Source organism: Streptomyces sp. A0958, assembly GCF_004795035.1.
GTDB lineage: Bacteria > Actinomycetota > Actinomycetes > Streptomycetales > Streptomycetaceae > Streptomyces.
On the sequence record NZ_SSBK01000002.1, the window covers coordinates 220,763 to 234,554 of the forward strand.

A 13,792-nucleotide genomic window follows, 5' to 3' on the forward strand; every position below is an offset into this window, starting at 1 on the left:
GTCGGTCGGCCGCACCCCCGCAGCGGCCGGCCTCCGCTCCCCCACGTTCATCTCACGGCCATGAAACGGGAACACCTTGAACCACAGCGACGTGACGGGTATTTCGGGAGCCTCGCCCGTCATCCAGAAGATCCTCGAACAGTCGACGCGCGTCCTGGAGACGTACCGCGTGGACCCCGGGCTGATCCTGGAGCACGCCAACGGCGAGCGAAGGATCACCCAAGGCGGTTACGGAGACCGTCAGTTGTTCGAGCTCGTCCAGAACGCGGCGGACGAGATCGCCTCCGCTCCCGGCGGGAAGGTGCACGTCGTCCTCACCGGGACGCACCTCTACTGCGCCAACGAGGGGACACCCGTCACGCCCGAGGGCGCGGAGACCATCCTCCGCATGAGTGTGTCGAAGAAGCGCGGGGGCCAGATCGGTCGGTTCGGCGTAGGTGTGAAGTCGATCCTGGCCGTCACGAACACGCCCCAGTTCTTCAGCCGCTCGGGCGCTTTCGGCTTCGACCGGGAGTGGTCGCACGAGGAGATCAGGAAGGCCCGGGGCGCCTCGACCGACGAGGACTTCGAGGCACCCGTACTGCGGATGGCCCGCCCACTGGACGCCGACAAGGAGCGGCTGGCGGACCCCGTCCTGAACGACCTCCTCGGCTGGGCCACCACGGTCGTGCGGCTCCCCCTCCTCCCGGGCGCCGCCGAACGGCTCGGTCACGACATCCACGACTCCGCGAGCAGGACCGAGGAGAAGCGGGAGTTCCCCGCCAGGTTCCAGCTGTTCTCCCATCACGTCGGGACCGTGATTTTGGAGGACAGCCGGTTCGAGCCGCCGATCCGCCGTGAGATCACGGTCGAACACGACGGCTTCCAGCACACGATCCACGAGACGCGCACGGGCCGGCCGGAGTCCAATTCCGCGTGGAAGGTGTTCACACAGGCCCACCGGCCGTCCGAGGCCGCCCGCGCGAGCGCCGGCGAGATGCACGACCGGGGCACCATCGACATTTCGTGGGCCGTGCCCGAATACACGGGTGAGACCGTGCTCACCACCCCTCGGGGCCGAGGCCAATTCTGGTCGTTCTTCCCGACGAAGTACCCGATGACGCTGCGAGGAGCGCTCAACGGTGCCTGGAAGACGAATGAGGACCGACAGAACCTCCTGGATTCCAGCCCGTTCAACCAGGAGATCATCCGTGTCGCCGCCCGGCTCGTGGTCGACTCCTTGCCCCATCTGGTCCCCCCCCAGGACCCGGCCGCCTACCTCCCGCTGCTACCCGGCCGGAACAAGGATTCGGAGACCTTGAACTGGGCGGACAAATACCTGACGGAACAGATCTGGAGGCTCGCGGCGGAACGGCCTTCCCTCCCCGACCAGGACGGTGTGCTGCGGGCGCCCCGGGACGTCCATGTGCACCCCGCCCCGCTCAACAAGGTGCCGCTCAAGCAGGAGTGGCTCCGGATGTGGAGCGCGTGCCCCGGGCGCCCGGCGAACTGGATCCACCCCTCCGTCGAGGCCGCCGAATTCCGCGCGGGCAAGGTCGGACACATCCTGGAGGAGACCAAGCAGCGCCGCGCGACCGTTCGGGAATGGCTGGAAGCGCTGGTGACCGAGGAAACGGTCGAGGCCTCCGGCGTCGCGATCCGCATCCTCGCCGCCATGATCCGCGAGGCCTCCCCCTTCGCGGCCGAGGCTCGCACCGCGCGGATCGTGCTGACCGAGGAAAGCGGGCTGGTGGCCCCCGTCGTGGGCAAGGTCTACCGCCGAACGGTGCAGGACGGCCTGCGCGACGGGACGACCTACGTCGATCCGAGGCTGTCGGAGGACGAGTCCCTGATCAGCGATCTCAACGAGATCGGCATTCGCGAGGCGGACCCCCGAGGGCGTTTCATCGGTGTACTGGAGCAGGGCGTCGAGAACTACGGCCCCCAGGACTGGACCCGGTTCTGGGAGCTGTTCCACAGCGCGGGCGGCAGCCGGGTCAGCGGCGAGGTGACCGCGCGGGTGCCCGACCCGTCGGGCACCCTGTTCGTGCGCACCGTCGACGGGCGGTTCCACCGGATGCGGGAGTGCCTGCTTCCGGGCCCGGTCGTGCCGGGTGACGGTTCCCGGGACGCGTCGGTCGCCGTGGACCCGTCCTTCCACTCGGACGACCTGCACGTCCTGCGCGAGTTCGGCATGCGGGACAGGCCCACACACGGACACAGGCCGACGAATGAGCCCTGGTTCGAGGACTACCGCGCCGCGATCCACGACAGCTACTGCAAGACCCTGAGCAGCAATGCCGCGCGCCCCACCCTGTCCCGGATCAAGCTGGAGGGCTCCCCCGTCGGCGGCCCCCTTCACCTTCTGGAGCTGCTGTCGGAAGAAGGTCGCGCGGCGTTCGTCAAGGCGCTGCCCGACGACAGCGTCATCGACACCTGGACCCTGCAGGTGGGCGTCCAGGCCTCGACACGCAAGGTGATCCACTCGCCGCTGCGCTGGATGCTGCGCCGTCACGGACGGGTGTCCACATCACAGGGCATCGTCCCGATCGCCAGTGCCGTCGGCCCGCAACTGCACGCCTACGCGGACGTTCTTCCCGTCGCCGACATCAGTGCGGAGAAGGCGCGCAAGCTCCACCTTCCCGTGCTCGTCGACGAGGTTCCGGCCAAGCAGTGGGACCGCCTCCTCGAACAGCTCCGGGACAGTGACGACGACGTCTTCGTCGGGCGTACCTACGTGATGCTGACCCGCCTCGAAGTGGACTTCCCGGATCAGCTCACCCGCTGCCGTGTGGGGGCGGAGTGGGGCACTCGCGAGGACAGCGAGATCGCGGTGGCCGCCACCGAGGCCGAGTACCGGGCGCTGCGCGCCGAGCAGATCCCCGCGCTGTTGGCCGGTGGGCCGGAGGACGCGGAGCTGCTGGTCGATACGTGGAAGATGCGTCCCTACGCCGAAGTCATAAGCAAGGAGATCCGATACGTCGGGGTCGGTGAGCCCGTCCTCCTGCAGGACGAGTTCCCCACGCTTCGCCAGCGGCTGGGCCCTGCCGTGAACAACCACCGTCTACTGCGCTGTTCGGAGCTGGAAGAGGTGCTCCGGACGCCGAAGGGCTCCGACACGACCCCTCTCGACAGTGCGGTGCAGGGCACCACCGTCCTGGTGCTGGATTCCGCGGATCGCCTCGCGACGCTGGTCGCCGCGGACCGGGAACTGCGCTGGGGACTCAAGGAGTCGGGGTGCCGAGCGGTCCTCGACGCGCAGGCACGACAGGAGGCGGACCAGGAGCTTCAGGCTGCGTTGCGACGTGTCCGCCAGGCGGACAGCGTCGAGGAGAAACTGGAACTGCTCATCGGCGCGACCGCACTGCGTGCCGGTCTCCCGCCGGGCCTGCTGGAGAGCGAGCCGCCGGAGCCGGGAGGCGGTGAGCCGTCCCCTCGTCGCATCGCGCGCCTGGCCTACAACGCCCACGGCGACGGTGTGCTCCAGGTGCACGCCCGGGATCTGCAGCTCGCCTATCCGAGCCATGCGCCTTCCAGTTTCACCGGGGCGTCGCCGGCCGTGAAGTTCGTCTCGGAGTTCGGCTTCCCGGACTCCTTCGCGGGCGCGCGGACGCCGTCGCTGCCGCCTCGCATCGAGGTCGCGGGTCCGTCGGAGTTCCCGCGTCTGCACGACTACCAGGAGCGGCTCGCGGCGAAGGTGTTCGCGATGCTCGATCGCTTCACCCCGCAGCGCGGCATGCTCTCCCTGCCCACCGGCGCGGGCAAGACGCGGGTGGCGGCCGAGGCCGTCATCCGCTGGATCAAACAGGTGGGCGAGCTGAGCGGCCCCATCCTGTGGATCGCGCAGACCGAGGAACTCTGCGAGCAGGCCGTGCAGAGTTGGAGCTTCGTCTGGTCGAAGGTCGGGGCCGAGACGCCCTTGACCATCAGCAGGCTGTGGACGACCAACGAGGCCGGCCCCGTCACGGACCGCCCTCACCTCGTCGTCGCCACGGACGCCAAACTCCGCAACTGCTTGGGGACCGAGGGCTATGCGTGGCTTCGAGAAGCCAGCCTGGTCATCGTCGACGAGGCCCATGTCGCCATCTCTCCCCAGTACACGGACATCCTGGCGCAGCTCGGGCTGACGGCGTACGAGACGCGGCGCCACCTGCTCGGTCTCACCGCCACCCCGTTCCGCAACACCAACGACGCGGAGACCAAGCGCCTCGTCCAGCGGTTCGGTGCCACGCGGCTCGACGACGGGGTCTTCCCGTCCGGCGATCCGTACGCGGAACTGCAGGAACTCGGCATGTTGGCGAAGGTCACGCACCGGGAACTCCTCGGAGGCACCATCGAACTGGACGCCGACGAGAAGGCGCGGGCTGATCAGATGAGCCTGCTGTCGAAGGCGGCCGAGCAGCGCCTGGCCGACGACCAGGACCGCAACAAGCGCATCATCGAGGAGATCGGCGCCATGCCGAAGGACTGGCCCGTGCTGGTCTTCGCCACGTCCGTCGCCCACGCCAAGTTCCTGGCCGCGAAGCTGAAGGACCTGGGCATCACCGCCGCCTCGGTGGACTCGGCCACGTCCGCCGGCGAGCGCCGCCGGAGCATCGACGACTTCCGTCGCGGTCGCGTCCGAGTGCTGACGAACTACGGGGTGCTGACGCAGGGCTTCGACGCGCCGGCGACGAGGGCGGTCGTCATCACCCGCCCGACGTACAGCCCGAACGTCTACCAGCAGATGATCGGTCGCGGTCTCCGGGGGCCCGGGAACGGCGGCAAGGAGGAGTGCCTGATCCTCAACGTCCGGGACAACATCACGAACTACGACAAGGCCCTCGCCTTCACCCAGTTCGAGCACCTGTGGAGGGCCAAGTGACCGACGCCTACCTCGACAGCCCGCCCCTCACCGAGGAGCAGCAGGCCGTCGTCGACCAGCCCTGGGACACCCGGCTCCTGGTGACGGCCGGCGCCGGCGCCGGCAAGACGCACACGCTCGTCCGCCGCCTCGACGCACTCATGGGCGACGAGGAGGAAGCACTCGAAGCCCGCGAGATCCTGGTGCTCAGCTTCTCCAGGGCCGCGGTACGGGAGCTACGGGAACGGATCGCTCTCCATGCCCGTGAGGCCCGCCGGGTCAGGGTGCAGACCTTCGACGCCTGGGCCTACGCCCTCCTGCGCAGCGAGCAGCCCGACCGGGACTGGAGCGCGCTGCGCTTCGACGAGAGGATCGGCGAGGCCACGGAGGCGATCCTGCGCGGCGCCGTCGAGGAGAGCGAGCAGGGCGCGCCCGCCCACGTCGTGATCGACGAGGTCCAGGACCTGGTCGGTGATCGACGGGACATGGTGGAGACGCTCCTCGACCGCTTCCAGGAGAACTGTGGATTCACCGTGGTCGGTGACGGAGCTCAGGCGATCTACGGGTTCCAGGTGTCCGACGAGGATGCCCGCGCGTCGGAGACGAACTACTTCTTCGACTGGCTGCGGGCCTCCTATCCGGACGACCTGGTGGAGCTCCATCTGTCCGCCAACTTCCGGGCGCGTACCGCCGAGGCGGGTGTCGCACTGTCCCTGGGGGCCTCGCTCCAGCGTCTGCCGTCCGAGGGCGCGGCCTCGGACGCCGCCGGGGAGGAGATCCGTCGGAGCCTGATCGACCTGCTCCGGACCTGCCCGTCGTTCGGCGCCGTCGACGACACGTTCACCCTCGATTCCTTGAGGGACTTCCGCGGTACGTGCGCGATTCTCTGCCGGGACAACCGGCAGGCCCTGGTGCTGTCGGAGACGTTGTTCGCCCACGGGGTCCACCACCGGCTCCAGCGGGATCTCCAGGACCGCCCGGTGCCGGCCTGGGTGGCCCCGGTGCTGCGCGGCACCGGCTCGACCACACTGACGGAGGACCGCTTCCTGGATCTGCTCGGCTCGGGCCCGATCTCGCCCGTCGGTGATCGTGGAAGGATCTGGCGGTCGCTGCGCGGCGCGGCGCGGGCGCCCCGGGGGCTGCTGGACGTCGCCGCCGTGCGGCGGGCCGTGGCCCAGGGCAGGTTTCCCGACGACCTGGCTGCGGTCGAACCGGCCGATCTCGTGGTGTCGACCGTCCACCGGGCCAAGGGGCTCGAATTCGACCGGGTGATCGTGGTCGAACCCGCTTCGACGGCGGAGCTGCGCAAGCAGCACACCCATGTCGACCCGGCGGCGGAGGCCCGCGCCCTCTACGTCGCGATGACGCGCCCCAGGGACGACCTGTTCCGCATGGACGCACCGGACACCGCGCTGGTCCGCAGGGACCGGCGCACCGGCCGGCACTACGCCGGCGGGTGGAAGCCCTACCAGCGCTACGGCCTCTCGGCCGCGAACGCGGACGTCTCTCGCGAGCACCCGCCCGGCACCGACGGCTTCGAGCACGACGCCGGAGCCGTGCAGGACTACCTCGCCGCGTCGGTCGCCCCGGGCGACGCCCTGGAACTCCGTCTGCAGCACGCGATGCCCCTGGCTTCGGACCAGAGCCCGCCGTACACGGTGTTCCACCGGGACCGCCCGGTCGCCGTCGTCTCGGAGAGGTTCCGGCAGGACCTGTACACCTCGCTCAAGATCAGCAGGACCTGGGACGTCAACTGGCCCACGAGTGTCGAGGGCTTCCGCGTCGACTGCCTGGAGAGCGTGGCGGGCAGCACGGCCTCCGGCGCCCGTGCGGGGCTGGGCGAGCACGGCGTCTGGATGGTGCCCCGCATGTCGGGGCTCGGTCGCTACAGGTGGACCGACACGCACACATACGAGGAGAGCGACCGATGAGGAATGCGTCGAACCCGCATGCCGCCCACTACGCGGTGCGCGAGGATCTCGTCGATCAGCTCCGGCGGGATCTGATGGGCCCCGGGGCCTCCGACGAGATCCTGACGCAGGACCCGCCGATCACGGCCTATCCCATCGGGGTGCTGTTCCCCCGGCCCTCGGACAAGGGCGCGGAACAGGCTCTGGACGAGGACGAGGCCGAGACGGAGGGGCTGGACGACGCCCCCCTCATGCGGGGACGCGGGGACGTCGAGGAGGCGGCTCCGGATCTCGGCGCCTCCGGAACGGGGGACCGTCGCCCGTCCTCCATGGGGATCACGTTCGCCGTCGACCCCTCGGTCGCGTCGAGCATCGTCGTGCACACGGAGGCCGCGATGTACGACCCGATCGACCCCGGGGGGCGGCCGATCTCCGCCACGCGGGCCGAGGCCCGCAGCACCTCGGACCAGAAGGAGCACTGGCGCCGGCGCCCCCTGGACCTGAGTTCGCTGACGATCGACGTGACAACCCCGAAGCTGCACCGGCCGCCGCCGCTGCACGACGGAGTGGCCGTCGAGATCCTCGTCCGTGCCCCGGCCGCCGAACCGGTCACCGTCACCGTCACCTTGATCAACACCCACCCGGTGAGCGAGCGGGAGCTCCAGGACGCGTACTGCCTCTACCAGCCCCGTCTCACCGTGACGACGCCCTCGGGGGCGCCCGCCTTCGTGGAGCGACCCGCCGAGCGACGCGCGGTCGACCAGGAAGTGGCGACCAGCCGGCTGCTCCACCGCCACGCGCCCACCTTCGCCATGGGCCACGGCTGCGCGGCCGAGTGGGACTGGACTCCGCCGCCCATCGGTATCCCCGCCAACTCGCGCGCCGCGATCGCCACCGTACGCACGCAGTTCCTGCCGGCCCACGAGGTGTTGCTGACCGATTCGAACCCGGACATCGACGACTCGGCCCTCACGATGCACGGCCTGGCGACACGTCCGGAGAGCGAGGTCCTGGCCGCGCTGAACAAGCTGATGGCCGACTACGCGGAGTGGATCGACCGCAAGGAGGCGGAGTCCGAGGCCTTCCGGGGCACGTCGTACGAGGCCCCGGCGCGGGCGCAGATCGAACAGTGCCGCACCGCCCTGGCCCGGATGCGCCGGGGCATCCGGGCGCTCGGTGAGAATGCGGACGCGATGCGGGCGTTCCGTCTCGCCAACCGCGCCATGGCACACCAGCGTGCTCGCGGCGAGTGGGTGCGGAACGGACGTGACGGAGCACCCGACGAGACGCGTGGGCGGTGGCGTCCGTTCCAGATCTCCTTCATGCTGCTCTGCCTGGAAGGCATCGTCGACCCCGAACACGAGGACCGAGCGGTCGCGGACCTGCTGTGGTTCCCCACCGGCGGCGGCAAGACCGAGGCGTATCTCGGTCTCATCGCCTTCACCACGTTCCTGCGGCGCCTGCGCCTGAAGGAGCGAGGAGCCGGAGTGACCGTACTCATGCGCTACACACTGCGGTTGTTGACCCTGCAGCAGTTCGAGCGGGCCGCCGCCCTCATCTGTGCCATGGAACGCATCCGGCTCGACAACGAAGGGACGATCGGCACGGAGCCGATCTCCATCGGCATGTGGGTCGGCCAGTCCGCCACCCCCAACCGGCTCTCGGACGCGGAGAAGAGCCTGGTCGAGCTGCGCAAGGAGAAGGAACTCCAGGAGCGGAACCCCGTTCAACTGCACGCCTGCCCCTGGTGCGGCACCCGTCTGGACGCCTACCAGTACGAAGTGGACGAGGAGGCCAAGCGGATGTACGTCCGCTGCCCCGACGACTGGTGCGACTTCCGCGACGGTCTGCCGGTGCACCTCGTCGACGAGGCCGTCTACGACGCCCGGCCCGCCCTGGTGATCGCCACCGTCGACAAGTTCGCCGCGATGCCGTGGCGTGTGCAGACCGCCGCTCTCTTCAACCGGGACCGTGCGGACGGCACCCCTCCCCCCGAGCTGATCGTCCAGGACGAGCTGCACCTCATCTCGGGCCCGCTCGGCACCCTCACCGGTCTGTACGAGACCGCGGTGGACCTCTTGGCGGGCAGCCCGAAGGTCATCGCCTCGACCGCCACGATCCGCCGTGCGGCGGACCAGGGGAGGATGCTGTTCGACCGCGCGGTCGCCCAGTTCCCGCCGGCCGGGATCGACGCCCGGGACTCCTGGTTCGCCGTGGAGACTCCGAAGGAGCGCAAGGCGAGCCGGCAGTACGTCGGTCTCCTCACCCCCAGCACCAGCCAGTCGACACTGCTCATCCGCACCTACGCGAATCTCCTCCACCGGGCCGCGCTCGCCGATGTCGACGAGGGTGTGCGCGACGCGTACTGGACGCTCGTCGGCTACTTCAACAGCCTTCGCCTGCTGGCCGCGGCCGAGCTCCAGGTCCACGACGACGTCGACGCCTACCTGGGATACCTGGCCTCGCGCGACGACCGACCGAAGCGGAAGGTGCAGGAGCAGATCGAGCTGACGAGCCGTGCCAACTCCAGCGAGATCCCGAAGCGTCTCAAGCAGATGGAACAGCGTCTGCCGCACCCGGACGTGGTGGACGTCCTGCTGGCCACGAACATGATCTCGGTCGGCGTCGACGTGGATCGGCTCGGGCTGATGGCGGTCATGGGTCAGCCGCAGACCACGGCCGAGTACATCCAGGCGACCAGCCGCGTCGGGCGACGCCACCCCGGCCTGGTCGCCGTGATGCTGAACTCGTCACGGTCCCGCGACCGTTCGCACTACGAAAGCTTCCAGCACTTCCACTCCGCGCTGTACCGAGAGGTGGAATCGACCAGCGTGACGCCCTTCTCGTCCCGTGCGCGCGACCGGGGGCTGCACGCGGTCGTCGTGGCCCTCGCGCGCATCCTGATCCCGGCGGCTGGACCCAACGACGGCGCGGGCCGTATCGGAGAGTTCCGTGAGGAGTTGGAGGAGGTCGTCCGCACCACGCTCCTGGCCCGCGTCCAGTCGGTCGCCCCGGACGAGTACCGGGCGACCGCCGACGCCTTCGACGAGTTCGTCGACCTGTGGGAAGAGGAAGCCGTAAAGCGCGGCGGGCTCCTCTACGAGCCGAAGCGCGGCAGCAGGACACCGTCGTTGTTGAGCGCGTTCGACAGCGAGGACGAGAACGCGTGGCCGACACTGTGGAGCCTGCGCGACGTCGACGCCGAATCGGCCCTGTTCATGGAGGCATCCCGATGACCCCGCCCCCCGCCCGCCGCCGCCGGGCCGGCGCACCCGAGCGCAGCTACCCGCGACGGGGTTCGGTGCGTCGTGCGCAGATGATCACCACCTACGGTGTCGGATCGATCGTCGCCGTCGACAACGAGTCGTTCATGGTGAGCGGCATCGACTCGTGGAACGTCGGCGAAGCGCCGACCATTTTCGAGCACCGCCTGGCGCGCGTGCTCGGGGTGAAGTCGTTCCGCCTCCCCCCGGCCTCCGACGACACCAGCAAGGACGGGGTCCGTGTCCGGCGCTTCCCCCTGTGGCACTCGTGCCCCGGCTGCAACGTCCTTCAGCATGTGAGCCGGTTCAACTCCCCGCCGGGAAAGAACGTCTGCGGGGACTGCGACGAGGAGCTGGTGCCCTCGCGCTTCGTCATGGCCTGCGCCAAGGGACACATCGAGGACTTCCCGTACTGGAAGTGGGCGCACCGAAACAACCGACAGGACGGCGATGCCGGGCTGTGCGGCGGTGAGATGCGGCTGCGAACCAGCGGGAGGACCGCGTCGCTCCGGTCGATCCTGATCTCCTGCACCTGCGGGATTCCCGAGGTCTCCATGGAGGGAGCGTTCCGCCGCGCCGCCCTGTCGGACCTGAAGGTCTACTGCAACGGTCGGCGCCCCTGGCTCGGGAACACGCCCGCCGAGCACTGCACGGAGAAGCCGCGCACCCTCCAGCGCGGTTCGTCCGCCGCCTGGCAGCCCATTGTGAAGACGGCCCTGTCGATCCCACCGTGGAGCGACGGGCACGCGGCCCGCCTGGAACCGCACTGGGACTCCCTTCGCGAGATGAAGGACAACCCCAACGAGATGAAGGCGTATCTGAAGGCCCTGACGCTGACGGAGAACTACGAGTTCTCCATCGACAAGGTCATGGGCCTTCTGGAGGCGGAGAACCACGAGGACACCGCCCCGAACGAGGACAAGGGCTCCGACAGCGCCTATCTCGCTCTGCGCAAGCAGGAGTACGAACGGCTGGTCGCCGGTCGTCCGGAGAGCGAGACGGACCACGAGGACCAGTTCGTCTGCGAGTCGCCCCGCTCTTCCGCCGCCGGCCTGGCCTCCTATGGGGTGACAGGACCCATGCTGGTGAAGCGCCTGCGTGAGGTGCGTGCCCTGAAGGCCTTCTCACGCGTGGATACACCCGAAACGCACACGGATGTCCACGAGGCGGCCCTGTCGGCGGCCCCGATGGACTGGCTCCCGGCCATGGAGGTCCAGGGCGAGGGCGTCTTCCTGCGCCTGGACGAGCAGCGCCTCGACGACTGGGCGCACAGTGCGGGGGTGGCCGCCCGAGCCGATCGCATCCGGGCCAACCACCTGCGCATGCTCCGCGAGCGCGCCCAGGACCCCGCCTCCGTACCGGATTCACCGGCGGACGCCCGCATGGTGCTCCTGCACACGCTGTCGCACACGCTGATCAACGAGTGGAGCCTCGACGGCGGCTACCCGGCCGCCTCGCTCCGGGAGCGGTTGTACGCGGACGAGTCGATGGCCGGCCTCCTCATCTGTACGGCCACCAGCGACTCCGCCGGAAGTCTCGGCGGCCTGGTCGCCCAGGGGGAGCCCGACCGCCTCGAATCCGCTCTGCACTCGGCGCTCCGCAGGGCCCAGTGGTGTTCGGCGGACCCGCTCTGCATGGAGTCCACCGGGAGCGGCGTGGGCGGAATCAACCTCGCCGCCTGCCACGCGTGCGTCCTGCTGCCCGAGACCAGCTGCGAGCACAACAACGGCCTGCTCGACCGCGCGCTGCTGGTCGGAACACCGGAGGACCCGTCGATCGGGTTCTTCCACGAGGCACTGCGCTGACCGAGCCCTCATCGGGCCCGCGTCGGGGGGCGACCGGGCGACGCGCCGCTCAAGGACCAATGCCCGCAGGAGTGGCGCGCGTCGTCGGGTCCGCGACGTTCAGGCCTTGGCCCAGCCCTCGTCGAAACGCGGCTCGTCCATCGTGCGGAAGATGCCGCTGATGAGGGTGGTGACCTCGAAGTGATCCTGGGGATCGTCACAGTGCTCGTCTGGTTCATGGCACGACGTCACACCCCAAGTCCCCTGACTGCTGGATCAGTTACGGCAGCGGTAGGAGGTCGCCCTTGCGGCGGCGCCGATGAAGACAGTGCTGATGTCCACGCCGGCGCCGAGCACGCCGTGGCCGCGCGCCCCAGAGCACAGCAACTCGCCTTTCACACAGGCCATATCGTGCATACGGCTCATTAGGAGTAGCGTGTTCATCGGATTAGGCGTCGCGTCCCGCCTCGCCCGGAACGCGCGGCGGCGGGCCGTACTGGCCTTCGGGGAAATGGGGGAAACATGGTCCTGATCGTTTCTATCGTGGTCGTGCTCGTGGTGGCCCTAGCCGCATGTCTCGTCGCCCTCCGGCGCCGGGGCGGGGCCGGTGAGCGTGGTGCTGCGGCGCGTGGGGCGGCGGAGCAGGGGCTTGCGCAGGGGCTGGCAACCGGCCACGCGCAGAGTCAGGGCATGGGGCCGTACGGGGGCTGAGCCCCCCGCCCCAGCCGTACGCAAGCGAGCCGCACCCCCGCCCGCCGCCGTACGTCAGCGCCCCACCGACCCGACAAGCCGCCCCAGCGCGGCCCGCGCCGGCGGCCCCCACGTGGGCTTCCCGTTGGGGAGGCCTCGGTCGCCGTCGTCCGCGATGAGGAGGGCGGCCAGCGCGCGCAGGACCGCCCATCCTCGGGCGCGACGCAGGGTCGCGGGGTCCGGGGCCGGGCGGTAGGCGGCGTGGAAGCGGTCCACGGCGGTGGACGGGAGCAGGGTCCAGGCCGAAGCGAGGTCGCAGGCCGGGTCGCTCGCGAAGAGGTCGCCGAAGTCGATCACGCCGCAGAACGTGCCGTTCGCCGTGAGTACGTTGGCCGGGTGCAGGTCGCCGTGGAGCCACAACGCCGGGCCCGTCCAGTCCGGGGCGGCGACCGCGTCCTCCCAGACCGCGCGGACACCGTCCGGGTCGGGGATCAGACCTCTCTCGCTGACTGCGGCGAGGCCGTGGGCGAAGTGTTCCGCGTACGGGGCCAGCGGGCCGCCGCGTCCCCGCCCGGCGGGCGCACCGGCGGGGGCGGGGCGGTGCAGGGCCGTCAGGAACGCGGCCAAGGTGTCGGCCGCCTCCTCACCGCGCATGGCCGGGGCGCGGTCGGCGGGCTCGCCCGGCACCCAGGTGGTGACGAGCCAGGGCCGTGGGAAGCGTGCGGTGGGTACGCCCAGGCGCTGCGGGACGGGGACCGGCAGCGGAAGGCGCGGGGCGAGGGCGGGCAGCCAGGTGTGTTCCTTGAGCAGCAGATCGTCCGCGGACTCCGTCGCCCACGGCAACCGTACGGCGAGGCCGTCACCGAGCCGCCACAGCTGGTTGTCCCAGCCCCGGGCGCCGAGCCTCAGGGGCCGGTCGGCCAGGTCCGGGTGCTGGTCGCGCAGGAGGTCCCGGATCAGGTCGGCCGTGATCTCGATGCCGGTGTGGGTGCGGCTGTGGGTCATGCGGGGCCACCGTAGCCGGGCGTGCCCGCCTGCGTGCGGGAAACAGGGTCGTGCTCACCGGGCGCCCTCGCTGGTAGGGGGACCATCCCCGCTCGTGCGGGGAGCATGCCTCATAGGGGTGCCCGATGCAGTGGCCGAGGGGACCATCCCCGCGCGTGCGGGGAGCAGCCGCGGGTCAGCTGGACGTAGACGCCTTCGCGGGGACCATCCCCGCGCGTGCGGGGAGCAGTCGCTCTCGTCCTGCTCGCCTTCCTCTGCATCGGGACCATCCCCGCGCGTGCGGGGAGCAGCCGCGGGTCAGCTGGACGTAGACGCCTT

7 protein-coding genes are annotated in these 13,792 nt (G+C 70.2%); 4 read left to right on the forward strand and 3 right to left on the reverse strand.

The window, feature by feature from the left end:
- Positions 1 to 76: 76 nt before the first annotated feature.
- Genes E6P78_RS03065 through E6P78_RS03080 form a run of 4 tightly spaced genes read left to right on the forward strand, consistent with a single transcriptional unit; the run spans position 77 to position 11,800 of the window.
- Positions 77 to 4,843 carry a DEAD/DEAH box helicase gene (locus E6P78_RS03065; protein ID WP_136201918.1) on the forward strand — a complete coding sequence of 1,589 codons (4,767 nt, stop codon included), beginning with the start codon at positions 77 to 79 and terminating at the stop codon, positions 4,841 to 4,843.
- The gene (locus tag E6P78_RS03070; protein WP_136201919.1) at positions 4,840 to 6,753 is read left to right on the forward strand and encodes a UvrD-helicase domain-containing protein; all 1,914 of its coding nucleotides are present in this window, start codon (positions 4,840 to 4,842) and stop codon (positions 6,751 to 6,753) included. Before E6P78_RS03065 ends, E6P78_RS03070 begins: the two co-directional genes overlap by 4 nt.
- Positions 6,750 to 9,968, forward strand: a complete 3,219-nt coding sequence (locus tag E6P78_RS03075) for a helicase-related protein (protein WP_136201920.1) — start codon at positions 6,750 to 6,752, stop codon at positions 9,966 to 9,968. Before E6P78_RS03070 ends, E6P78_RS03075 begins: the two co-directional genes overlap by 4 nt.
- The gene (locus tag E6P78_RS03080) at positions 9,965 to 11,800 is read left to right on the forward strand and encodes a DUF1998 domain-containing protein (RefSeq protein ID WP_136201921.1); all 1,836 of its coding nucleotides are present in this window, start codon (positions 9,965 to 9,967) and stop codon (positions 11,798 to 11,800) included. The genes E6P78_RS03075 and E6P78_RS03080 overlap by 4 nt, the downstream gene beginning before the upstream one ends.
- A gap of 99 nt (positions 11,801 to 11,899) precedes the next feature.
- Here E6P78_RS03080 and E6P78_RS33805 read toward each other — a convergent pair whose 3' ends face one another.
- From E6P78_RS33805 to E6P78_RS03100, 3 genes are all read right to left on the reverse strand, one after another.
- Positions 11,900 to 12,031: a hypothetical protein gene (locus tag E6P78_RS33805; protein WP_276607202.1), complete on the reverse strand. Its 132-nt coding sequence runs from the start codon at positions 12,029 to 12,031 to the stop codon at positions 11,900 to 11,902.
- Positions 12,032 to 12,055: 24 nt separating this feature from the next.
- On the reverse strand, positions 12,056 to 12,205 hold the full coding sequence (locus E6P78_RS03090; protein ID WP_206307707.1) for a hypothetical protein: 150 nt from the start codon (positions 12,203 to 12,205) through the stop codon (positions 12,056 to 12,058).
- Positions 12,206 to 12,544: 339 nt separating this feature from the next.
- Positions 12,545 to 13,474 carry an aminoglycoside phosphotransferase family protein gene (locus E6P78_RS03100; RefSeq protein ID WP_136201923.1) on the reverse strand — a complete coding sequence of 310 codons (930 nt, stop codon included), beginning with the start codon at positions 13,472 to 13,474 and terminating at the stop codon, positions 12,545 to 12,547.
- Between the last annotated feature and the right edge of the window lie 318 nt (positions 13,475 to 13,792).